This is a genomic window from Burkholderia sp. MSh2 (assembly GCF_000731655.1).
Taxonomy (GTDB): Bacteria; Pseudomonadota; Gammaproteobacteria; order Burkholderiales; family Burkholderiaceae; genus Burkholderia; species Burkholderia paludis.
Genome location: NZ_JPGM01000012.1, coordinates 112,257 through 135,544 on the forward strand (window position 1 = coordinate 112,257; position 23,288 = coordinate 135,544).

Below are 23,288 nucleotides of genomic sequence, written 5' to 3' on the forward strand. Positions count from 1 at the left end.
AAAGGTCCGTAGCTTTTGTCATGGAAGACTGGTCACGCCGCCACAGAGGACATGCGGCGCACCGTACGGAGCGCGTCGGCCACCCGGCCGATCACTGCCGGCCAATCTCCGGGCCGCGCTTGCCGGAACAGCCGCGCGGACGGATACCACGGACAGTCGTCGCGCTCGAGCAACCAGCGCCAATCCGGTACGCGCGGCAGCAGCATCCAGACGGGCCGCCCGAGCGCGCCGGCCAGGTGTGCAACCGACGTGTCGACGCTGATCACGAGATCCAGCGTGTCGACCAGCGCAGCCGTTTCGGCGAAATCCGTGAGCGTGTCCGTGAACGACAGCACGCCGCTCGCGGCAAACGCGTCGTCGTCGCGTGCGCGTGTCTGAGGTTGCAGGCTCACGAACGTCGCGTCGAACGCATCGCATCCGACGAGCGGCGCGAGCGCGGCGAACCGTATCGAGCGGCTCTCGTCGTTCGCATGGCGCGGATTGCCGGACCACGCCAGCCCGACCCGCAGCCGGCCCGGCGGCGATATCGCGTCGATGCGCTGCGCCCACGCGGCGCGCCGCGACGCATCGGCGCACAGGTACGGCACGTCGGCCGGCACCGTATCGAGCGTCGTGCGAAACGCATACGGCAGGCTCATCAGCGGACACTGCAGGTCGAACGTCGGCATCGGCTGCCCCTCCGTGACGACCCGGCTCACGCCGCGCAGCGTACCGAGCAGTTCGCCGAGCGCGGCCGGCGCCTCGACGATCACGGTCGCGCCCGCGTCGTGCGCCAGGTTCGCGTAGCGACAGAACTGCAGCGTGTCGCCGTAACCCTGCTCGGCATGCAGCAGCAGCGTGCGGCCGGCGAGCGGTTCGTCACCGGTCCACAGCGGCCGATCCGCATGACGCCGGTTCAGCATCGCGTCGGCCGCACTCCAGCGCGCCTCGTGCTGCCGCCAGCCCGTGTCGAAATCGCCTGCAAGCAGCCGGCAGAACGCCTCCGAACGGCGCGCGGCGCCGTGGTTCGGATCGCGCCGGCATGCATCGACGTAATCGCCCAGCGCCGCGTCGTCGTCACCGAGATGCTGGCGCGCGAGCGCACGCGTGAACAATGCCTGCGCGGTTTCCGCCGGTGCGCCGGCGGCGGCCGCATGGCTCGCGAGCGCCTCGTCGTAACGGCCGAGCTGCTGCAGCGCGAGTGCGCGGTTGTAATGCAGCTCCGCATGGGGGCCTGTCTGCGCCAGCGCCGCGTCGTAATCGGCGAGCGCGTCGTCGAACCGGCCGAGCGCGCGCAGCGCGGCCGCGCTGTTGCGGCGCGCGTCGATATCGTCGGGATTACGCGCCAGCGCTTCCGCATAGGCCTCGGCAGCTTCCGCATGGCGTTCGAGCCCGAGCAGCGCATTGCCGCGCCCGACCCACGCAGCGACATTGCCGCGATTCAGCGCGAGCAGCCGGTCGCAGCGCTTCAGCAATTCGTCGCGGGCGTGCAGCAGATCCAGCGCGACGCAACTCGCGTACAGCAACTGCTCGTCTTTCGGCTGTCGTGCGAGCCCTTCGTCGAGACACGCGAGCGCGTCGTCCGGACGACCGAGTTCGGTCATCACGACACCGCACGCGTAAACGAGCTCGGGCGTCTTGCCGCGCACGACCATCGCGAGCTGATAGCTGTGCAGCGCCTGCTCGCAATGGCCGAGTGCGCGCAACGCATGCCCGCGTTCGATGTTCGCAGCCGCATCGCTCGGGTCGAGCCGCAACGCGCGCTCGACGCTGATCAGCGCATCGGCGGGCCGTTCGAGCCGGCGCAACGTCTCACCGCGCTTGCGCCACGCCGCGACATGGGCCGGTTCCGGCACGAGTACGCGATCGTAGGCCGTCAGCGCCGCGTCGTATTGCCCGAGCGCGAGCAACGCGTCGCCGCGCGCCGCATGCGACGGCGCATGTTCCGGATCGGCCGCGAGGGCGCGATCGGCCATCGCGAGCGCATCGCGATGACGACCGACGCCCGTCAGCGCGGCCGCATGGTTCGCCAGATTCCACGGCTGGTTCAGCCCGAACCTCATCGACCGCGCGATCAGCGGCTCCGCCCGTGCAGGATCGCCGAGCTGCAGATACACGAGACCCAGCAGGTGCAGTGCCTCGACGTGGTCGGGCGCCATCGTCAGCACGCCTTCGTAGAACCGCCGCGCCCCGGCGAAGTCGCGCAGTTCGAGCCGTGCGCGCGCATTGCGCAGCGCATCGTCGAGCACGGCGCGCAATGGCGCGGCGGTTGCGCCGGGTCCGACGCCGGTCAACGGTGCAACCTCGCGGCGCGCACTCATCGCGCGCCGCTGCCGACGAGCGTCGGCAACCCGGCTGCGATCCGCTCGACGACGGGCGCCCACTGCCCGCCCTCGGGCTGGCGGAAGAGTCGCGCGGACGGATACCACGGGCTGTCGTCCCGTTCGAGCAGCCAGCGGAAATCGGGCGTATGCGGAATCATCAGTGCAAGCGGCCGGCCCAACGCTCCGGCGAGGTGCGCGACGGACGTATCGACGCTGACGACGCCGTCCATCAGCGCAGTCAGCGCCGCCGTATCGGCGAAGTCCACGAGATCGTCGCCGACGAAGCGGACCGCGCTCGCGTCGAGTACCGCGCGATCCTCGTCGCGAACCACCTTCTGCAGGCTGATCCACTCGTAGCGGTCGTCGAACAGCGGCAGCAGATCCGCGAGCGTCATCGAGCGGTTGCGGTCGTTCAGGTGCAGCGGATTGCCGGACCACACGAGGCCGATCCGCGGCCGCGTCGCCGCGCCGAGCCGTTCGCGCCATTGCGCGACACGCACGGAGTCGGCAGCGAGATACGGTACGCCGGCGGGAATCGACGCCAGGTCCGTGCGGAATTCGAGCGGCAGGCTCAGCAGCGGGCAATGCAGGTCGAACGGCGGCAGCGGCTCGCCGCGCGCGACGAGCGTATCGACGCCGTCGAGCGTCGCAAACAGCGCCTTCAGTTCGACCGGCGCTTCGAGCACGACGCGTGCGCCGAGCGCTTTCACGAGCGGGACATAGCGGCAGAACTGCAGCGTGTCGCCGAGCCCCTGTTCCGGGTACAGCAGGATCGTCTTGCCGTCGAGCGGCATCCCGTATGTCCAGCGCGGCTGCGCGAACGTGCGCCGGCTCGCATCGAGCTGCGTATCGCGCCAGCGCCATTCGTACTCGGCCCATCCGGCTTCGAAATCGCCGATCGACAGGCACAGGAACGCACGCATGCAGTGCGCGAGCACGTAGTCGGGATCGATCTCGATCGCGTCCGCATAGGCCTGCCGCGCGGCGGCGTGCTGCCGCAGCGCACGCAGTGCGTTGCCTTTGTGAAAATGGGCAAGCTTGTCGCGCGGCGTCGCATCGATCACGCGCACGAAATCGTCGAGCGCGGCCTCGTAGCGGTGCGTCTCGAGCTGCACGCGGCCGCGCGTGAACCAGGCCGGCACGTAGCCTGCATCGAGTGCGAGCGCACGGTCGCACATGTCGCGTGCATCGTCGTGACGTTCGATGCGCATCAGCGTGCTCGCGTAGTTGCACAGCACGCCGGTACTGCGCGGTTCGGCGTCGAGCGCACGCGCATAGCTGTCGGCCGCGTCGCGATGGCGCTCCAGGTGGCTGGCCGCGTTGCCGCGGTTCGCCAGTGCCCGTGCGTGGCGCGGCTCGAGCGCGAGCACGCGGTCGCAGCGCACGAGCGCTTCGTCATGCCGGCCGAGCAACTCGAGCGCGATCGAGCTGTTGAAGATCGCGTCGATGAAGGTCGGACTCGCCGCGATCGCCGCATTGAAATCCGTGAGCGCGTGCTCGTGATCGTGCAGATCGAGATACGCGACACCGCGCAGGAACAGCACTTCGGCGCTGCCGGGCGTCTGCGCGAGCGCGTAGCCATAGCTGTCGACCGCATCGCGGAAACGGCCGAGTTCACGCAGCGCGAGACCGCGTCCGCGCATCGCATCGAACGAACGCCCGGCCAGCGCGATGGATCGATCGCAATCGGCAAGCGCTTCGTCGTGACGGCCGAGCGCGCGCAGCATGTCGCTGCGCTTCACGTAGCCGTCGGCAAAACCGGGCGTCAGCTCGAGCAGCCGACCGTAGACCTTGCATGCGTCGTCGTACCGGGCGAGCTGCCCGAGCAGGCCCGCGCGCTGAAACAGCACGCGCTGATGAACCGGGTTGATCGCGAGTGCTTCGTCGAGGCGCGCGAGTGCGTCGTGCTCCCGCCCGAGCCCGGTCAGCACCGCCGCGTAATTCGCGAGCGCGAGCGGCACCGGCCGGTGCTCGATCGAGCGCCGCATCAGCGGCTCCGCATCGATGAGCCGCCCCTGCTGGAAACGTACCGCGCCGAGCAGGTGCAGCGCCTCCGGATGCTCGGGAGCGAGCGTCAGCAATTCGGTATACGCATGTTCCGCATGCTGCAGCGCGCCCTCGTGGTGTGCCTTGCGCGCGCGCAAGAGCAGCCGTTCGAGTTGCGCGGTGTCGGGCGGACGGCGATCCGGCGCGGCCGGCGCGCTCGCGAGTATCGTCCCTTCCCCGTTCAGTGTCATCGTGTGGCCCCCACTTGTCGCTGTTGGTATCGCGTGTCGTGTCTAACGTGTCATCGATCCGATCGCGGCACGCACCGCGTCGATCGCGCCCGTCCAGTCACCCGGCACTGCCTGCCGGAACAACCGCGCGGACGGATACCAGGGACTGTCGCCGCGTGTGCGCATCCAGCGCCACTCCGCCGGATCGGGCAGCAGCACCCAGACCGCGCGGCCCAGCGCACCCGCCAGATGCGCGACGGCGGAATCGACCGCAATCACGAGATCCAGCGCGCCGATCAGTGCGGCCGTATCCGCGAAGTCGCCGAGTTCGTCGTCGACGCGAAGCACCGGCGCAGCCGCGAGCAGCGCCTCGTCGCGTTCGCGCACGGGCTTTTGCAGACTGATCCAGTCGACGTCTAGATCGAACAGCGACGCGAGCCGCGAGAAATCGATCGACCGGTTGTGATCGTTCCGGTGCTCCGGATTGCCGGCCCAGGCGATCCCGATCCGTGGCCGGCGCCGCTCGCCGAGCAGCGCGTCCCACTCGCGCGTGCGCTGCGGGTCGGCATGCAGATAGGCGCCGGCACGCGGAATCGTGGCTTCTTCGGTGTGAAACGCATGCGGCAGGCTCAACAACGGGGCCTGGCAGTCGAACGCCGGTAACGGTTCGCCGCGCGCGATCACGTGGGCCGCGCCGGACAGCGACGCCATCAGCGCGCGCAACTGCGGCTGCACCTCGAACACGACCCGCGCGCCACGCGCGGCCACCAGCGGCACATAGCGGCAGAAATGCAGCGTGTCGCCGAACCCTTGTTCCGCATGAATCAGCACGGTCCGGCCGTCGAGCGGCGTGTCGCCCTGCCACGCCGGCTGCGTGAACGGCCGGTAGTGCCGCGCAAGCTGTGCATCGCGCAGCCGCCATTCGTACTCGGGCCAGCCGTGCGCGAAATCGCCTTCGATCAGATACAACGACGAACGTGCGAAATGCGCTTCGGCGTAGTCGGGTCGCAGCGCGATCGCGCGATCGTATGCGGCGAGCGCATCGTCCGTGCGCGCCGTTTCGAAATGCAGGTTGCCGCGGTTGAGCCAGTTCGTCGCGTGATCGGGACGCAGCGCGAGCGCACGGTCGAGCGACGCCAGCGCTTCGTCGTAGCGATGCAGGTCCTGCAGCACGCTGCTGCGGTTGGTCCACGCCTCGGCGAATCGCGCGTCGCGGGCAAGCGCGGCGTCGTAGCTGGCCAGCGCGTCGTCGAAACGCTTCAGGTAACGCAACGCGGTGCCCCGGTTGCACAACGTCTCCGCCGAGTGCGGATCGAGCGCCAGCGCACGCGCATAGGCAGCCAGCGCGTCATCGTGTCGCTTGAGCCGCAGCAATGCGTTGCCGCGGCTCGCATGGGCGCGGACATGATCCGGATCGACGCTCAGAACGCGCTCGCAGCGGGCGAGCGCTTCGTCCGCGCGGCCCAGTCGCTCGAGCGCCACCGCGCTGTTGTAAAGCACGTCGATCCGCGCGGGATCGGCAGCGATTGCTTCGTTGAATGCGTCGAGCGCCTCGCCTGGCCGATCGAGCTCGATCAGCGTACGGCCGCGTTCGGCCATGATCGCGGACATGCCGGGCCGGATCGCGTTGGCACGCTCGAAGCAGTGCAGCGCATCGGCCGGCCGCTGCAGTTCGCGTAGTACGAGACCGCGGTTGAACCACGATTCGAACGAACGCGGGTCGACCATCAGCGCGCGATCGTAGGTATCGAGCGCCTCGTCGAAGCGACTGAGCGCACGCAACGCGCTACCGCGATTGCAAAGCGCATCGAGCACCAGCGGCGACACCGCGAGCGCGCGGTCGAATGACGCCAGCGCGTCCTCATGGCGCCGGAGCCCGAGCAGCGTATTACCGCGGCGCACGAGCGTCTGCACGTCGTCGGGCGTCGCTCGCAGCGCGGCCGCGAAATGCTCGAGCGCCTCGCCGATGCGGCCGCGCTCGCCGGCGATCGCGCCGAGATCCGACAGCACGCGCGTACCGGGTGCGATCGCGATCGACTGGCGCAGCAACGCTTCGGCGTCATCGGCCGCACCGCGCTGGAACTGCAGGATGCCGTACAGGTGCAATGCCTGGGGATTGTCCGGTTCCTTCTCGAGCACGGCGAGATATTCGCGTGCCGCGTCGTCGAATCGTCCTGCGCCATGCCAGGTTTGTGCGCGGCTCAGGATTCCCGCCGATTGCCGTTGTCCGCGCGCGTCGAGTCCCGACGCGTCCGCGTGTGCATCATGCCGGTGCTCGACCGTCACGTTCGCCCCCTTCCCGTTTGCCGATGCCGCCGCTGAACCGGCCGATGGAACCGGTCGCGGCGGTCATGCTCGTGACGAGATTAACGGGCAGGCAATAACAGATGTATGACGAAAGCTACGGACCTTTTTGTCCGGGGGCGGAACGGGGTGCGGACGGGCCAGGATGTGCAGGGCCGTCACTGGCCGATCGGGATCGTCCGCACGTATTCGACCGCAGGCGCGCCCATCGTGACCGAGAAACGAACCCCGCGCGGCACCGGCACGCCGATCGACGTGAAGCTGCTGATGCCGTGCTGCGCGAGAAACTGCGCGTAGGACTGTTCGATGGCGGCCTGGCTCGTCGTCCATCCGTCGGGCGGAATCCACACGGAAAGCTGCATCGAGCGCGCGTCGTTGCTGACCACCACGCGCGCGAACGCATCCATGTGATGCAGCGCGTCGTCGACTTCGGCGAGCGACGCGAGCGGCTGCGACGCACTGCGCACGAGTTCGCGCCCCTTGCGCTGGTAGCGTACGACCTGCATCTGCGTCGGCCCGCCGCCGACCCCGAGATGGCGCACCATCACGAGTTCGTCCGGGCGAATGCGCAGCGGCGGCCCGAACACTTCGTCGGCCGTCACGAGGTTGGTCAGGTCGAACTGCAGTTGCGAGAAGTAACGGCCGAGCAGACGCGTTTGCGCCAGATTCGACGCGATATCGTCGCGACCGCGGATCGTCGCGTCGAGGCCGCGCCACGACAGCAGCGCGATCACGGCGAGCAGCGCGATCGCGACCAGCATCTCGATCAGCGTGAAGCCGCGTGCGCGGGCCGCCGCGCGCGATTCAGCGGCGCGCTTCATTCTGGATCACCGTGACGACTTCGGCGAGCACGTTGCGGCTCGACGCGGACGGATACACGCTCACCGTCACGCGCCGCACGAGCGGGCTCGGCAGCGCGGCCACCGACTGGCGGCACACGAACCGGTAGCGCCCCTGCGGACACGCGAACGTGTTCGAGCCGACGGACGGCCAGGTCGACGCGATGCGGATCTCGCCGAGCGCGTTGTCGGCGCTCCACAACGCGAGCAGGCGCATGCGCGCCGTATCGGTATCCGACGCGAGCGCGCCGATCGCGCGCATCACGGCGCCCAGCGCCACCGCGACGATCGCCAGCGCGATCAGCACCTCGATCAGCGTGAATCCCCGTTCCGGCGCCCGCGCCGTGCGCGATCCGCCGCGCGCATGGCGGTAATGGTCGGTTCTGTCGTCGCACATGACCTGCATTCTTGTCGATGGGTCGGCGTCCGGGCCGCGGCGCGCAGCCGCATCGCCGGCGCAACGGACGCCGTGCAGGGACGTTAAGCGCGGCGTATGGCACGCACGTGTCGAATGGTACGGACCATTTGGCGCGACCGTCGCGGGCACGCAGGCGCACGAGCGCGCCGCATGCGCGGTTGCGCGCTGCGTGACGTGCGGGTGAGCTTGGAAGACGGAAAACCGGCGGCGATTGCGAAGCGCCGCCCGGCGACGGCGGGCGGCGAACGTTGCTGGCGATCCTCGGGCGCGATCGACGCGACGGCGTCAGGCCGTCACGGCATCGTCATATTCGGCACGGGCAAGCTGGCCGGCGGCGTAAGCCTCGGCTTCCCCACGGAAGCCCTCCTGGCTGAACGCAACGACTTTGACGCCGACGCCGCTCGCCCGTTTCACCGTCAGCGCCCATTGCCATCCACCGTCTTGTTCAAAGACGTGCAGCGAGGGTTCGAAGGAAGAGTCGAGTACGGTCACGCGTTTTGCTCCTGCCCCCTTGCGCGCCGCATCGGCAACGCTTGAGGCATGTCGAAAGGGTCGCGCCGGGATACGACGCGTTTCTGCCATTCGACAGTCTAGTCAATGATTGTTGCGACGCACCATAAGAGGTTTCACTCATCTATCGGAACCGGGCGGTCGATCGAATTTGCCTGAAACCCATATGGGACAAGTCTCAGCGCCGTTTCCGGAGATCAGGATCGGCGCGCGTGCGGCAACGTGCCGCACATTTGGCCGCTTGCCAGCCTCGGCCGGTCTCGTGTCGTAAAACGGGGCGCGAACCAACCGTCGCGCGGAACTGCCGGGCGGCCAAACTGCCCGGCCTCCGGGCATCCGGCCAACGATGCGGGTCGCTATCGGGCCACACCGGCCGGCATCACGCGCCGGAACGTCAGGTTCACGCGCTCGCCCTGCACGCCCGGCGCCTTCGGCACGCGATGCTGCCATTCCGTTTGCGTGCGCCCGCGCATCACGATCAGGCTGCCGTGCGCGAGGCGATACGCCTGCGTGGCGCCGGTCGCGCGATGACGAAGATCGAACACGCGCGTGGCGCCGAGGCTCACCGATGCGATCACCGGCGCGGCGCCCAGTTCGGGTTCGTTGTCCGCGTGCCAGCCAAGGCTGTCCTGCCCGTTGCGGTAGCGATTGAGCAGCACGCTGTTGAAATGCGTGCCGCATGTCGCCTCGACCGCATGCTTCAGGTCGAGCACGGCCGGCGTCCACGGCGCCGGCACGTTGCGGATCCCCGAATACACGTACACGGCGTCCGGCTCGCCCTGCCATGCGGTGAGCCTCGGCAACGGAATGCGTCCGCGCGGCGTGCGGATCGTGTCCTGCCGCCACGCGACCTCGTCGATCAGCGCGGCGAGCGCGCGATCCGCATCGGGCGGCGCGAGCCAGTCCGGATACCAGTCCACGTCGGGCGCGGGCGTGTCAGCGAAGAGATCGGGCGTCGACATGGCGAAAGAAACGGGGGATGAACGTTGCGCGGCAGTACATGCCTGCATACTAGCCAACGGCGCGGCGCGCCGCCATGCGCTATCATTCGCGCCCGGCGGAAACCGCCGCGCCCGGCGCTCCACGACGCGCACTCGCGCATCGTGCGAGCATCGCCGCGCGTCACGTCGTGGCGCGCGGCGTGCTTCCGCCATGCCGGCCGGCGCGATCCGGCCGCTTTCTTTCCGGATTCCATCATGACGACACTCTCCGACGCCGCCCTCGATCAACTGTTCCTCACCGCGCGCACGCACAACGCGTGGCAGGACAAGCCCGTCGACGACGCTCTCCTGCACCGGCTGGTCGACCTGGCGAAATTCGGCCCGACGTCGGCGAACGCGAGCCCCGCGCGCTTCGTGTTCGTCAAGTCGCCCGAAGCGAAGGCGCGCCTGAAGCCCGCGCTGTCCGAGGGCAATCTCGCGAAGACGATGGCCGCGCCCGTCACCGTGATCGTCGGCATGGACATGGCGTTTCACGAGCATCTGCCGCGCCTGTTCCCGCACGCCGACGCACGCAGCTGGTTTGCCGGCAACGATGCGCTGATCGAGGCCACCGCGTTCCGCAATTCGTCGCTGCAGGGCGCCTACCTGATCCTGGCCGCGCGTGCGCTCGGCCTCGACGCGGGCCCGATGTCCGGCTTCGACGGCGCAAAGGTCGATGCCGCGTTCTTCGCGGGCACCGCGATCAGGAGCAACTTCCTCGTGAATCTCGGCTACGGCGATCCGGCGGGCCTGTTCCCGCGCAGCCCGCGCTTCGACTTCGACGACATCGCCCGCATCGCGTGACGGCCGCCGGCCAGGACACATTCCCGCCGATCTCGCGGGTAACGGGCTGGCACCGGCCCCGCGCATGATTTTTTCAAACGGGCGAACGTGCGCTACCCGCCGCGCGTCAGCCGGATCAGGGTGATCTCGGACGGCACGCCGAAACGATTCGGCGGCCCCCAGTAACCGGTCCCGCGGCTCGTATAGAGCCACAGACGGCCGAAGCGGCTCAGCCCGCCGATCACCGGCTGCTGCAGCCGCACGAACGGCGGCCACGGCAGAAACTGGCCGCCGTGCGTATGCCCCGACAACTGCACGGTAAAACCTGCGCGGTTCGCCGCTTCCGCGCTGCGCGGCTGGTGCGCGAGCAGGATCTTCGTGGCGACGTCGTGCGGCGCGCCCGCCAGCGCCCGCTCGGGGTCGCTGCGATGGGCGGGATCGAACCCGCCCGCGGTGAAGTCGGTCACACCCGCGAGCACCGCGTGCGCGCCGTCGTGCTCGATCAGCACGTGTTCGTTCAGCAGCACCGTCAGCCCGATGCGGCGGAATTCGTCGATCCAGGCGTGGGCGCCCGCGTAATACTCATGGTTGCCGGTCACGAGGAAGCTGCCGTGCCGCGACCGCATGCGGCCGAGCGGCGCCGTGTGCTCGCGCAGGCGCTTGACCGAGCCGTCCACCACGTCGCCCGTCACGACGACGAGGTCGGCGTCGAGCGCATTGACCGCACGCACGATCCGTTCGACATAGGGCCGCTTGATCGTCGGCCCGACGTGGATGTCCGACAGTTGCACGATCGTCAGCCCGTCGAGCGCGGCCGGCAGCTCCGCGACCGGAATCGACACGCGCTTCACCGCCGCCGTGCGGCGCGCGCCGACGAATCCGATCGCGGTGACGAGCAACGCGCCCGCCAGCACGCCGAGCGCCGTGTCGGCCGCGGCGCCGCTCCACGCGCCGTCGTGTCCGGCATGCCGCCATGCGGATACGCCGAGCAGCACGACTTCGCGCAGCAGCGTCAGCAGGAGCAGCGAAGAGAAGAAACCCATCACGAGCGAGCCGGCCCAGCCGGCCAGCGTCGCGCCCCAGCCTTCGTCGAAGCGGCGCGAGAACATGCCGACCGGAATCAGCACGACGAAGCTCGCCAGCACGAGCGCCGCGATCGTGCGCGCGACCGGCGACGCGAATGCGTCGGGAATGATCCGTATCCCGACATACAGATGGAACAGCACGCCGATTGCAATGAACCGGACAAAGAAACTTCGCATGGAACGCTCACCCTTCGTTGCGATACCGCCTTGTCGCTTCCGCGACGCACGTCGCACGACGCCGTGAGGCCCCGTGCCGCGCGTCGCGCCGTACGGACGATGGTACACAGATCGCGGTCGCGACGACCGGACGCGGCCGGGTCCTCCCTGGCTCCTGCTCCGACGCCGTTCGTCGCGACCTCGCCGGCCGACCCGACGCCGGCGCGATCGATGCGCCCTCCCGACCGACGCACGCGGCTGTCGACCTGCAACGCAGACTGCGCAGGACTCGTCCGGCGCGTCCTGCCGATCCGCTCCGATTCACGCACATTCGAGAGGCAATTCGGCATCGCTCCATCCGATTCCTCCCGATATGAATCGTAAATTCCGCCACCCTTCGTTCGCCTGACTATTATTTACAGTTGACTGACTATCCGCCACGAGCACGCACTGGCAGAATCGCGCCGATCCTGCCGCCTCCGCCGAAACGCGGGGCCATGCACGCGGACGCGCCCGACCGACCGGCAACGCCCCGCGCGGCGCGCGGGGCGGACGGCTGGCGATCCGTATCGTGCTGATTTATGATCGGGTCCGTATCGCGGAATCGTCGTCGCGGCGACGAACCGCATTGCGCCGCGCCCGGCATCCACCCTCATCGTCGAGCTCGTCACACCATGAGAAAAACAACGCCGCGCGCGCCCCTGCGCGTCGCCGCCGTCCTGGCGCCAGCCCTGCCGCTCGCGGGCTGCGCATCGCGCGGCGCACCGTCGTACGTCCTGTTCGGCGCATATTTCCCGCTTTGGCTCGTCAGTGCGATCGTCGGCGTCGTCGGCGCGATCGTCGCGCACCGCGTCTTCGTCGCGACCGGCTGGGCCGCCACCGTGCCTTACCAGCTCGCCGTCTGCACGGCGATCGGGCTGGTGGTCGCCGTGATCGTCTGGCTCACGGGCACGGGGCCGTTCGCATGAAGGCCGCCGGCATCGCCCGCCCCTCCGTGAAAGGCCGCGTGATCGCGCTGGCGATCGTCGCGCTCGGCATCGCGGCGCTCGCCTACGCCTACCTCCGCACGACGGCCTACCCGTCCACCGACGACGCATCGATCGACGCCGACGTCGTCCACGTCGCGTCGCCCGTCGGCGGTCGCATCGTGCGGCTCGCGGTGCATGAAAACCAGCGCGTCGCGAAAGGCGACCTGCTGTATGAAATCGACCCCGTGCCATACCGGCTGACGGTTGCGCAGGCACAGGCCGACCTCGAGCTGGCGCGTGCGTCGCTCGACACGCGGCGCCGTTCGCTGATCGGCGAACGCTCGAACGCGGCCGTCGCCGTCGAGCAGGTCAAGCGCGCGACGCAGAACGCCGATCTCGCGACGCGCGACGTGAACCGGCTCGCGCCGCTCGCCGCGCAGGGCTACGTCAGCGCGCAGCAGTTCGACCAGGCGAAGGTCCGCCAGCGCGATGCGGCCGTGTCGCTCGCACAGGCCCGGGAGCAGCAGCGCGCAACCGCGCAGACGATCGGCGACGAGGCCGATGCGATCGCGACGCTGCATGCGCGCGAGGCCGCGCTGGCCCGGGCGCAGCACGCGCTCGACGATACGGTCGTGCGCGCGCCGCACGACGGCCTCGTGACGGGCCTCACCGTGCTCGCCGGCGAAACCCTTGCGCCGAATCAGTCGATCTTCACGCTGATCGACGCGAGCGAATGGTTCGCCGTCGGCAACTTCCGCGAGACGTCGCTGAATCGCATCGAGGTCGGCGACTGCGCGACCGTGTATTCGATGATCGACCGCAGCCGCCCGATGACGGGCAAGGTCGTCGGCATCGGCGCGGGCATCGCGGACAGCGACCGCATCAACCTGCCGCGCACGCTGCCGATCGTGCAGCGCTCGGTGAACTGGGTGCACGTCGCGCAGCGCTTTCCCGTGCGCGTGAAGCTCGACGAACCCGACGGCAAGCTCGTGCGCGTCGGCGCCAGCGCGATCGTCGAGGTCCGGCATGGCACTGCCTGCCGCTGAGGTTCGCGCGCCGGGCCCGCGCGAGATCCTGCGGCTGCTCGCGCCGTTCCCGGGGCGGGCGACGACCGCCGTCCGGGTCGCGCTGATCTGCGCGTTCACCGCGCTCGTCACGAGCGCGTACGGCACGCCGGAAGCCGCGTTGTCCGCGTACGTCGTGTTCTTCCTGATCCGCGCCGACCGCGTGACGAGCGTCGGGCTCGCCGCCGCGCTGCTGCTGCTCGTCACGATCGTGATCGGGCTCGTGCTCGGCATCGCGATCTTCAGCATCGACTATTCGATCCTGCGGGTCGCGTGCATGGCCGTGCTGTCGGTCGGCCTCCTCTACCTGACTTCGGCCAGCAAGCTGCGCCCGGTCGGCGCGATCCTCGCGATGATCATCGGCTTCGGGCTCGACCAGCTCGGCCTCGCGCCGTTCGGCGAGGCCGCGACGCGCGCGCTGCTGTACATCTGGCTGACGATCGCGATTCCGGTCGGCGTCGCGATCGTCGTCAACCTGCTGATCGCGCCGTCGCCGCGCAAGCTCGCGCATGCGCAGCTGGCGAAGCGGTTGCGGCTCGCCGCACGGCGGCTGCGTGGCGACGACACGGCGCGCGACGCGTTCGACACCTGCCTGCGCGAGGGCGACAAGCAGTTGCTCACGTGGCTCAAGCTGTCGAAACTCGAAGGCACGTCGTCCGCCGCCGACTTCGCGGCCCTGCGGCAGGCCGTTGCGTCGAGCACCGCGCTGCTCGTCGGCGTCGCGCTGGCCGATCGCGAACCGGACGCGCGGCTGCCCGACGCGTACGCCGCGCCGATCGCCGCGACGCTCGACGAAATGGCCGGCATCCTCGACCGGGGCGGCTACCCGGTCGACGTGACGCTCGCGCTGCCGCCGGCCGACGCGCTGCCGCCGCTCGCACGCGTGGCCGCGACGAATCTCGACGCAGCGATCACGCGCTTCGCGGAGCCGGCCGCAACGCCCGCCGGCGCATCCCCGGCGCCGGCCGCTGCGGCCGCTGCGCCCGACGCGCCGGCCGCCGCCCCCGCGCCGCGCGGCGGCTTCTTCCTGCCGGACGCGCGCAGCAATCCCGACCACGTCCGTTACGCACTGAAGACGACCGCCGCGGCGATCTTCTGCTACCTGCTGTACTCGCAGCTCGACTGGTCGGGCATCCATACGTGCGTCGTCACCTGCTACATCGTGTCGCTCGGCTCGACCGCCGAGACGGTCGAGAAGCTCACGCTGCGGATCGTCGGCTGCATCGTCGGCGCGCTGCTCGGCACCGCGGCGCTCGTGTTCGTCGTGCCGTCGCTGTCGTCGGTCGGCCACCTGATGGCGCTGGTGTTCGCCGGCGCGTGGCTCGCCGCGTGGGTCGCGTTCGGCTCGCCGCGCATCGCCTATGCGGGCTTCCAGGTCGCGTTCGCGTTTTTCCTGTGCGTGATCCAGGGCGCGGGCCCCGGCTTCGACCTGACGATCGCGCGCGACCGTACGATCGGCATCCTGCTCGGCAACGTCGTCGTGTATCTCGTGTTCACGCGCATCTGGCCCGTCAGCGTCGGCAAGCAGATCGACGTCGGGCTGACGGCGCTGATCGACCAGTGGCGGCGGCTCGTGCAGGTCGCGCAGCCGGCCGAGCGGCGCGCGCTCGCGGCCGAGGCGTTCGCGCGCCACGGCGCGATCGCGCAGGAGCTGGGGCTGGTCCACTACGAACCGTCATGGGTGCGGCCGGCCGCCGCCTGGCTCGCCGCGCGGCGACGCGCGCTCGCCGAGCTCGGCGCACTCGAAGGCCCGCTGTTCCTGCTCGCCGAACGCACCCCCGGCGACACGTCGATCGGTGCGCAGCTCGCACGCGTGACCGAACCGCGCGACGACGAAACCGCACCCCGCACGGACTCCCCCGCGCCGCCGGTGCCGCCGTCGGGCGCAACCCCGGCGGACCCCGCACGCGACGCGCTGCTGAACCTGATCGACACGCGGCTCGCGCACATCGCCGACGCCGCGCATCAAGCCACACCGAAGGAGCCTGCCCCCCATGCGCGTACCTGAACCGCCGGCCGCCTCGATCGCCGCCGCCGCCCTCGCGACCGCCGTCGCGCTGGCCGGCTGCGCGACGTCGTCGATCGATCTGGCGCCGGAGGCGCCCGACCGTCCGTGGCAGCCGCAGACGTCGGCCGCGGGCGACATCGTGCCGGGCCCGCCGCGCGCATCCGCGCAAGGCGCGCGCGACTACACGCTGCCCGCGTCGCCCGCGCTCGCATCGGTATCGCCGCCGGCCGCGCTCGACGCCGCGCATGCGTACACGCTGCCCGAGCTGATCGATCTCGCCGAATCGGCGAACCCGCTGACTCGCATCGCCTGGAACGACGCGCGCAACGCGGCGCTCACGGTCGGCCTGGCCAAGGCCGCCTACCTGCCGCGGCTGTCCGCGACGGCCATGGGCGCGTACCAGGCGAACCACGGCTCGACGTCGACGGTCCTCGGCGATGCGTCGAGCGACACCACCGTGCACGGCACCATTTCGGCGCTGTCGCTGCAATGGCTGCTGTTCGATTTCGGCGGCCGCGCGGCGCGCGTCGAAGCGGCCGAACAGGCCTCGATCGCGTCGAACGTCGCGTTCACGGCCGTGCACCAGCAGGTGATCCACGACGTGACCGTCGCGTATTACCGCTACGAAGCCGCACGCTCGCGCGCGCTCAGCGCACGACAGGGCCTCGCGAACGCGGACGCGATCCTCGCGGCATCGCGCGCGCGACTCCGGCACGGCGTCGGCACGGTCGTCGAGCTTGCGCAGGCGACGCAGAACCGCGCGCAGGCGAACCTCGCGCTCGTGCAGGCGAACGGCGCGGAAAGCGACGGCTACCTCGCCCTCGTCTCCGCGCTCGGCATCTCGCCGCTGTCGAAACCGACGATCGCTGCGCTGCCGAAGCGGCCGCTGCCCGCCGCGCTCGGCACGTCGGTCGACGCGATCGTGTCGGACGCGATCGCGCGCCGCCCCGACCTGCAGGGCGCGTTCGCGATCGAGAAGGCCAATCGCGCGAAGATCAAGGCCGCGGAGGCCGCGTTCATGCCGAAGATCTTCCTGTCCGCGTCGACCTCGTACGCGAGCGGCGGCACGTCCATCTCCGCGCTGCCCGCGATCGGCGACCAGTCTCCGACCGTCAACCTGAACGGCAGCCGCTACGGCGGCGGCGTGTTCCTCGGCGTGACGATTCCGCTGTACGACGGCGGCCTGCGCTCGGCCGTGCTGATGCAGGCGCGCAACGATGCGGAGAGCGCCTCCGCGCGCCTCACGCGGACCAAGGAGGAAGCCGTCCGCCAGGTGGTTGCGGCGCAGAACGCAGTGCAGACGAGCCTCGCGTCGCACGACGCCGCGCAGGCGCTCGTCGATGCCGCGCAGACGAGCTACGACGCCGCGCTGACCGCGTACCGGAACGGCGTCGGCTCGGTCACCGACGCGACGATCGCGCAAAGCCAGTTGCTGGCGGCGCGCAACGCCGAGGTCGACAGCTATGCCGGCGCACTGTCGGCCGCCGCCGCGCTCGCGCTCGCGACGGGGACGATCGGCTCGGCGCAGTAGCGCGGCGGCCGCGAGACGGTTGACGCAAGCGCTTGCCGCCCACTAGAATGCCGCCCATTCTTCCTTCAGGAAACATCGTGGACAGTTGCAGCACTCCGTTGCGTGCGCCGCTTGCCGCCTGAACGCCTGTCCGCCGCAGTTCTCCTGCCCCGGCTCGCGTTCCGCGAGCCGCACGCCTACCGTTTCACACTGAATGACGCATTCGCGCGGTACAGTACCGCGCGCTGACGGCTATCTTCGCGTCGCCAGCGGCCTTGCGCCGCGGCGACGCGAGCCGGCATGCGCACCTTGCACGGCAGGACAACCATGACTTTCGATTTCGCACTCCGTCTTTTCACCGCGTTCGCCTGCGGCGTCGCCATCGGCGTCGAGCGCCAGATGCGGCAGCGCACGGCCGGCCTGCGCACGATCACGCTCGTCGCGAGCGGCGCCTGCCTGTTCGTCACGCTCGGCGTGCTCACCGGCAACGGCGTGGCGGGCGTCACGCAGATCGCCGCGTACGTCGTGTCGGGCGTCGGCTTTCTCGGCGGCGGCGTGATCATGCGCGACAAGGGCTCGATCCAGGGCATCAACACGGCCGCGACGCTGTGGTGCTCGGCCGCCGTCGGCGTGCTGTCCGGCTCGGGCCACTACGTGCCCGCGCTCGCCGGCACGGGCGTCGTGCTGCTTACCAATACGGTGCTGCGCGGCGTCAGCCAGGCGATCAACGCGACGCCCGTATCGAACGCCGATCTCGTGCGCGAATACCAGATCACCGTGATCTGCCTGGCCTCCGACGAAGTGCACATCCGCACGCTGCTGTCGAACTCGATGTACGCGAAGCCGCTGTCGTTCCAGAGCCTCACGAGCGAGGACGTGCCCGACCAGCCGGACCGGCTGAAGGTCACCGCGACACTGAAGCTGCATCCGAAGGATCAGCAGAAGCTCGAGCAGATCGCGAGCCGGATGAGCATGGAGAAGAGCATTTCCAGCGTGAGCTGGACCGCGAAGGAAGCGGAGCCGATGATGGAGTGAGCGGCCCGGCGGCAGCCGCCTTCGGCGCTGCCGCCCGCCGCTGCCGCCCGCTTTTGTCAGGGGGTTTCGATCAGCCCGGCCGAGATGGCCTTCACGACCGCCTGGACCTTGTTCGTCGCGCCCAGCTTCTCGAGGATGTTGTTGACGTGGAAGTTGACCGTCCGCTCCGAGATGCTGAGGATCTGGCCGATCTCGCACGCGGTCTTGCCCTCGGCCGTCCAGCACTGCACCTCGCGCTCGCGCGCGGTCAGCGTGACGCCCGCCGCCGGCGACAGCTTCGGCACCATGAAGCGGCTCATCAGCGAATGCGACAGGTTCGCGAGCCAGTTCGTCTGCAGCGTCAGCATGTTGATCTCGGCCGGCGTCAGCCGGTCGGCATGGCGCGCGATGCTCAGCAGGCCGAACGCACCGCGGGCCGCCCAGCTCGACTGCGCGACGCCCACCGACAGCCCGAATTCGCGCGCATCCGACCACAACGGGCAGGGATCGATCCGGTCGACGTCCGGCCAGACGATCATGTTGGGGCTGAGCGTGCCGTCGCGAACCGTCGAATCGATCTCGATGTAGTTCTTCGCCTGGTAGTGCGCCATCCAGCCGTCCGGATAGGTGTCGAAGATCGCCACCGCCGGCTTCGATACGGGCAGCGGCACCCGAATGCCGTAACAGCAGTATTCGAATCCCAGCCGTTTGGAATAGGCGGCAATCCGCTGGAAGAGCTGCTGCTCGTCTTCCGCGGCGCTGAATTGTTGATAGGCATCCTGCCAGCGCAGTTCCATTCTTTCTCCGACAACGTCACGCTGTCATACTTGTCAGGTTTCAGCGCCCGTTCGGGGCTGATACATTCCGCGCATGACTTCACCTTTGCTGCACCCGGTCCCCGGCCCGTCCCCGGACGGCTACGTACGCCTGTCCGAAAGCGCACTGGCCGCGCTTGCGCTCGACCATGTCGCGAGCGGCCTCGACGCCTCGCTGCTTGCAGAACTCCGCGACAACGCAATCGATGCGCGCATCGCCGGCTATACCGAATGGCATCGCGCCGCCCGTGCCGGCGTCGCCTACGTGACGGTCGGCTGGGACTGGTATCTCGAACGCGCGACGGGTACGTTCGTGATCGCAGGCGGCGACGTCCGCAGCAACGTGATGGCCGTCGACGCCGCCGGCGCCGACATCGGCATGTTCCGCACGGCCGCCGCGCTCGCCGCGCGACTCGCCTGCATCGACTGGCCCGCCGCGGTCGCGTCCGCCCTGCGCGGGCACAACGACGCCTATCATGCCGGTCCGACGCTCCAGTGACAACTGGCAGAGCTATTCATCAGATCATTTCCGCAAAGCTGGCGCTCTTTATAAGCAAAAGCGGCCCATTTTTCAATCCCGTTGATCAAGAAAGCGTTACCGCGTCCTGAATACCCGCTCCCCGCCGCCGCCCTGTAAGAGTTACCAGTTACACCCCCCTCGTGCTGCGCGCTGTAATGCATGCATACAAAAGCACAGATCCGAGGACACCATGCGGACCTTCGTTCACGAAGAAGGGCGGTTACCACACGAACTTGCAGCGGATCTCGGGCGCTACCGGCGCCGCGTGTTCATCGAGCAGCTTGGTTGGGCGCTCCCGTCGGCGAACGAAAGTTTCGAGCGCGACCAGTTCGATCGCGACGATACCGTGTACGTGTTCGCGCGGAACGCCAGCGGCGACATGTGCGGATGTGCGCGCCTGCTGCCGACGACGCGCCCGTATCTGCTGGAGTCGCTGTTCGCCGACCTGATCGCCGAGGACATGCCGCTGCCGCAATCGGCCGCCGTCTGGGAGTTGTCCCGGTTCGCGGCGACCGACGACGAAGGCGGGCCGGGCAATGCCGAGTGGGCCGTACGCCCGATGCTCGCCGCCGTCGTCGAATGCGCGGCGCAGCTCGGCGCACGGCAGCTGATCGGCGTGACGTTCGCGAGCATGGAGCGGCTGTTCCGCCGGATCGGCATACACGCGCACCGCGCAGGCCCGCCCCGGCAGGTGGACGGGCGTCTGGTGGTCGCGTGCTGGATCGACATCGATCCGCAAACGTTTGCAGCACTAGGAATCACGCCGGGGCAAGTTGCCCGGCAAGCTATCGCCGCCTGAGCCGGAACGCGCGTTTCCGTCCTGGCGGCATCGTAACGAAGGAGAACCCACGTGGACCAATCCCAGGTCTTTCGCGCGATGATGCCCGGGCTGACGAGCGCCAACGGCGCCCGCATCGCAGTCGCCTACCCGTCGTTTCCCCGGCCGCTGCCGCTCGTGCGGCTCGACCGCCGCGGGCTGGTGTTTCGCGCCGCCGGCACTGCGCCGCTGGTTTGCGGGCTGCCGCGGGCGGCGACCCTGCTGGTTGCCGACGAACCGCTCTGCTCGCTGCGCCTCGTGATCCGCGACATCGCCCCGGCCGGCGACGGCCGTCACGACCTGACGATGCAGCCGTCCGGCGCCGCGGGCGACGAGTTACTGTGGCACGCGTTGCGCGACCATGAGCCCTATCGCCGGATTCAGCACCCGCTCGCCCCCGTCGACGCGTCCGTCGCGCCCGACACCGAGCCGCATGCGACGGCCGGCGAAGCCGGGCCGCGCCCGTCGCGCACCGCGGCGTTCCGCCTGCCGTGCCATAGCGACGCCCTGTTCTTTGCCGACTGGCTCGAATATCACTTCGACGAGCTGCGCGCGCTGTCGCAGCTGCACGGGCCGCAACTTCAGCTCAACCAGCTCGAGCGACAGGTTGCCGACGACGAAGTCGGCGTGCGCTTCGTCTACGACATCGACGGGCACGCGACGCGGCACGCGCTGACCGACTGCGCACGCGAGGCCTGTGCGTGGATCGAGACGGAGATGCGCGACAAGTACGCGTTGCCGGTCGCGCAGGAACGGTTCGGCGCGTTCGCGGCCCATGCGCGGAGCGGCGGCGCCTGAATGCAGCCACGGCAGCGAGTTGCATCGACGCAACAAGGGCTTGCCAACCTTCGGGTTTTCCCTTAAATTAGCACTTGTCTCCTCCATGTCTCCAAACATGGATTCAGCCCGCTCAAGCAGCGGGCTTTTTTATTGCCTGCGCGAACCGCGAGGCCACGGCCGTTTCGTGCCAACGGCTGGCGTCCCGGTCATTCCGGCATCGCCACGATCCGCATCGGACGGATTATCATCAGCGGGTCCCCACGCTTCCCCGAGGCCATCTTGCACGCCCATCTGCGCATTGCCCGCCCGGTTGGCAACCTCGCCAGGACCGAGCGCATGTATCGCGACGCCTTCGGCCTGTCGGTTCTCGCCCGCTTCGACGATCACGACGGCTTTGCCGGCGTGATGCTCGGACGCGAAGGGCTCGACTACCACTTCGAATTCACGCATTGCCCCAACCATCCGATCGCACCCTCCCCGACACCCGAGGACCTGATCGTCTTCTACCTGCCCGATCGTCCGGAATGGGAAGCCGCATGCGAGCGCGCGACCGCACAAGGCTTCATGCCCGTGACGTCATTCAATCCGTACTGGGAGATATCGGGCCAGACGTTCGAGGATGCCGACGGCTACCGGATCGTTCTGCAGAACGCCGCGTGGCGCTGACGGGCGGCCTCGCCCCTCGGCCAAACCTCTACGCGGCGGCGTTGCCGTCCGGACGCGCGACGTACACGACGTGCCGCCGCAACGAATGCCCCGCCGGCAACGCGGGATGGTCGAAATCGCGCGCCGGCAGGTGCTGCATGCCGAGCCGCTGCATCACGTGCTGCGATCGCAGGTTGGTGCCGGCCGTCCACGCGAAGATCTCGCGGCGCCCGAGCCGGGAGAATCCGTCGACCAACGCCGCGGCGGCCGCTTCAGCCATGTAGCCGTGCCCCCATGCGTGGCGGGCCTGCCGCCACGCGATCTCGATGCACGGCGCCATCGGATGCGTGGCGCGCGCTTCCTGCGACAGTCCGCATAACCCGATCAGCGTCGCGTCCGCGCGGCGCTCGACCGCCCACGTACCGAAACCGTGCAAATCGAAATGCGCGTCGAAGCGTGCGATGAGGTCGCGCGCTTCCTCGACAGCCATCGGGCCGCGCGCAAGCCACGCGGTCACATCCGGATGCGCATGCAGCGCCGACAGCGCGTCCGCATCCGCCGGCCGCCAGCGGCGTAGCGTCAGGCGTTCGGTTTCGATCGTCGCTGGCGGGGTCATGGATGGTCCGGATCGTGAGGGCGGCGACGCGAGGCGGATAGCGTCGCCAACCCGAGGACGGCGTGGATGAAGGGGGAATCGCGATCGTCGTGTCGGCCGGCGACGATCGGGGAGCAGTCAAAGATAAATGGGCGCCGGCACGCCTGTGGCGATTACTCGTTTTCCTCGAAGTAATGACCGAATTTCGTCTGCTTCGTGCGGATATAACGCTCATTCTCTTCCCGCACGGGCACCGCGAGCGCCACGCGCTCGCAAACCGGAATGCCGTGCTTCGCGAGCGTATCGAACTTCGCCGGATTGTTGCTCATCAGTCGCACCGACGTCACGCCGAGGATCCTGAGAATCGCGGCGGCCGAGTCGTATTCGCGCGCATCGTCGGGCAAGCCGAGGTCGAGGTTCGCCTCGACCGTGTCGCGCCCCTGCTCCTGCAGCGCGTATGCGCGGATCTTGTTGCTCAGGCCGATCCCGCGCCCTTCGTGACCGCGCAGGTACAGCAGCACGCCGCGGTCCTCGGCCGCGATATAGCGCAACGCGAGATCGAGTTGCTCGCCGCAATCGCAGCGGTACGAGCCGAACACGTCGCCGGTCAGGCATTCGGAATGCAGCCGCGTCAGCACGGACTGCTCGCCGCCAACGTCGCCCATCACGAGCGCGAGATGTTCGGCATCGCTGCCCGATACGCGGAACGCGTATGACGTGAACGTACCGTAGCGCGTGGGCAGCGACGCGGTGGCGACGAGCGTCACGCACTCGTCGGCCTGGCCATTGCCCGGCGTGGGCGATTGAGGACGCGAAGACATCATGAATTCAATTGAAACGTTCTGGAATGTAGGAATAGTGTGGATAGTGCGTGACGGGAGTTTACCGCTAATCTGGAAACGTCACGCGACTGCCGCCCCCTGCGGGGCTATACTGGGCCCGTCGGGTGACACGCATC

Annotated in this window: 21 protein-coding genes; 10 read left to right on the forward strand and 11 right to left on the reverse strand. The window is 69.1% G+C overall.

From position 1 onward, the window contains the following. Positions 1-32 precede the first annotated feature (32 nt). The 7 genes from GQ57_RS09390 to GQ57_RS09420 all read right to left on the reverse strand — a co-directional run bounded on the left by GQ57_RS09390 (position 33) and on the right by GQ57_RS09420 (position 9,552). On the reverse strand, positions 33-2,300 hold the full coding sequence (locus GQ57_RS09390; RefSeq protein WP_052001185.1) for a tetratricopeptide repeat protein: 2,268 nt from the start codon (positions 2,298-2,300) through the stop codon (positions 33-35). After that, complete coding sequence (locus GQ57_RS09395) at positions 2,297-4,540, reverse strand: tetratricopeptide repeat protein (RefSeq protein ID WP_034197703.1); 2,244 nt, start codon at positions 4,538-4,540, stop codon at positions 2,297-2,299. Before GQ57_RS09395 ends, GQ57_RS09390 begins: the two co-directional genes overlap by 4 nt. A 42-nt stretch (positions 4,541-4,582) precedes the next feature. After that, complete coding sequence (locus tag GQ57_RS09400) at positions 4,583-6,805, reverse strand: tetratricopeptide repeat protein (RefSeq protein ID WP_034197704.1); 2,223 nt, start codon at positions 6,803-6,805, stop codon at positions 4,583-4,585. 176 nt (positions 6,806-6,981) lie between these two features. After that, complete coding sequence (locus GQ57_RS09405; RefSeq protein ID WP_034197705.1) at positions 6,982-7,644, reverse strand: PulJ/GspJ family protein; 663 nt, start codon at positions 7,642-7,644, stop codon at positions 6,982-6,984. Continuing rightward, positions 7,628-8,059, reverse strand: coding sequence for a type II secretion system minor pseudopilin GspI (gene gspI, locus GQ57_RS09410; protein WP_031399149.1), 432 nt, complete (start codon positions 8,057-8,059; stop codon positions 7,628-7,630). The genes GQ57_RS09405 and gspI overlap by 17 nt, the downstream gene beginning before the upstream one ends. A gap of 306 nt (positions 8,060-8,365) precedes the next feature. Beyond that, complete coding sequence (locus GQ57_RS09415) at positions 8,366-8,572, reverse strand: hypothetical protein (RefSeq protein WP_031399150.1); 207 nt, start codon at positions 8,570-8,572, stop codon at positions 8,366-8,368. A 374-nt stretch (positions 8,573-8,946) separates the two neighbouring features. Continuing rightward, positions 8,947-9,552, reverse strand: coding sequence for an alpha-ketoglutarate-dependent dioxygenase AlkB family protein (locus GQ57_RS09420; protein ID WP_031399151.1), 606 nt, complete (start codon positions 9,550-9,552; stop codon positions 8,947-8,949). 234 nt (positions 9,553-9,786) lie between these two features. On the opposite strand from GQ57_RS09420, the gene GQ57_RS09425 reads away from it, so the two are divergent. After that, positions 9,787-10,374 (forward strand): malonic semialdehyde reductase, encoded by a 588-nt coding sequence (locus tag GQ57_RS09425; RefSeq protein ID WP_031399152.1) that lies wholly within the window; start codon positions 9,787-9,789, stop codon positions 10,372-10,374. 92 nt (positions 10,375-10,466) lie between these two features. On the opposite strand, the gene GQ57_RS09430 is transcribed toward GQ57_RS09425, so the two are convergent. Beyond that, on the reverse strand, positions 10,467-11,615 hold the full coding sequence (locus GQ57_RS09430) for a metallophosphoesterase (RefSeq protein WP_031399153.1): 1,149 nt from the start codon (positions 11,613-11,615) through the stop codon (positions 10,467-10,469). 653 nt (positions 11,616-12,268) lie between these two features. On the opposite strand from GQ57_RS09430, the gene GQ57_RS09435 reads away from it, so the two are divergent. From GQ57_RS09435 to GQ57_RS09455, 5 genes are all read left to right on the forward strand, one after another. Continuing rightward, entirely contained in the window at positions 12,269-12,562 is a 294-nt protein-coding gene (locus tag GQ57_RS09435) for a hypothetical protein (protein ID WP_011547413.1), read from the forward strand. Continuing rightward, positions 12,559-13,608 carry a multidrug transporter subunit MdtN gene (mdtN, locus tag GQ57_RS09440; RefSeq protein WP_034197706.1) on the forward strand — a complete coding sequence of 350 codons (1,050 nt, stop codon included), beginning with the start codon at positions 12,559-12,561 and terminating at the stop codon, positions 13,606-13,608. Before GQ57_RS09435 ends, mdtN begins: the two co-directional genes overlap by 4 nt. Continuing rightward, positions 13,589-15,634: an FUSC family protein gene (locus GQ57_RS09445; RefSeq protein WP_034197707.1), complete on the forward strand. Its 2,046-nt coding sequence runs from the start codon at positions 13,589-13,591 to the stop codon at positions 15,632-15,634. The genes mdtN and GQ57_RS09445 overlap by 20 nt, the downstream gene beginning before the upstream one ends. Beyond that, positions 15,621-17,165, forward strand: a complete 1,545-nt coding sequence (locus GQ57_RS09450; protein WP_034197708.1) for a TolC family protein — start codon at positions 15,621-15,623, stop codon at positions 17,163-17,165. Before GQ57_RS09445 ends, GQ57_RS09450 begins: the two co-directional genes overlap by 14 nt. Positions 17,166-17,471: 306 nt before the next feature. Continuing rightward, positions 17,472-18,179: an MgtC/SapB family protein gene (locus tag GQ57_RS09455; protein ID WP_031399157.1), complete on the forward strand. Its 708-nt coding sequence runs from the start codon at positions 17,472-17,474 to the stop codon at positions 18,177-18,179. A 56-nt stretch (positions 18,180-18,235) separates the two neighbouring features. Here GQ57_RS09455 and GQ57_RS09460 read toward each other — a convergent pair whose 3' ends face one another. Then, on the reverse strand, positions 18,236-18,955 hold the full coding sequence (locus GQ57_RS09460; protein ID WP_034197709.1) for an autoinducer binding domain-containing protein: 720 nt from the start codon (positions 18,953-18,955) through the stop codon (positions 18,236-18,238). A gap of 73 nt (positions 18,956-19,028) precedes the next feature. Here GQ57_RS09460 and GQ57_RS09465 point away from each other — a divergent pair, with 73 nt between their 5' ends. From GQ57_RS09465 to GQ57_RS09480, 4 genes are all read left to right on the forward strand, one after another. Beyond that, positions 19,029-19,472, forward strand: a complete 444-nt coding sequence (locus GQ57_RS09465; RefSeq protein ID WP_031399159.1) for a DUF4902 domain-containing protein — start codon at positions 19,029-19,031, stop codon at positions 19,470-19,472. Between the two features lie 211 nt (positions 19,473-19,683). Next, positions 19,684-20,292, forward strand: a complete 609-nt coding sequence (locus tag GQ57_RS09470; protein WP_031399160.1) for an acyl-homoserine-lactone synthase — start codon at positions 19,684-19,686, stop codon at positions 20,290-20,292. Between the two features lie 51 nt (positions 20,293-20,343). Continuing rightward, positions 20,344-21,108 (forward strand): hypothetical protein, encoded by a 765-nt coding sequence (locus GQ57_RS09475; protein ID WP_031399161.1) that lies wholly within the window; start codon positions 20,344-20,346, stop codon positions 21,106-21,108. 261 nt (positions 21,109-21,369) lie between these two features. After that, a complete protein-coding gene (locus GQ57_RS09480) occupies positions 21,370-21,756 on the forward strand; it encodes a VOC family protein (protein ID WP_031399162.1) in 387 nt (128 codons plus the stop codon). A 28-nt stretch (positions 21,757-21,784) separates the two neighbouring features. Here GQ57_RS09480 and GQ57_RS09485 read toward each other — a convergent pair whose 3' ends face one another. Beyond that, the gene (locus tag GQ57_RS09485; protein WP_034197711.1) at positions 21,785-22,351 is read right to left on the reverse strand and encodes a GNAT family N-acetyltransferase; all 567 of its coding nucleotides are present in this window, start codon (positions 22,349-22,351) and stop codon (positions 21,785-21,787) included. Between the two features lie 152 nt (positions 22,352-22,503). After that, the gene (ribA, locus tag GQ57_RS09490) at positions 22,504-23,154 is read right to left on the reverse strand and encodes a GTP cyclohydrolase II (protein WP_031399164.1); all 651 of its coding nucleotides are present in this window, start codon (positions 23,152-23,154) and stop codon (positions 22,504-22,506) included. Positions 23,155-23,288: the final 134 nt, after the last annotated feature.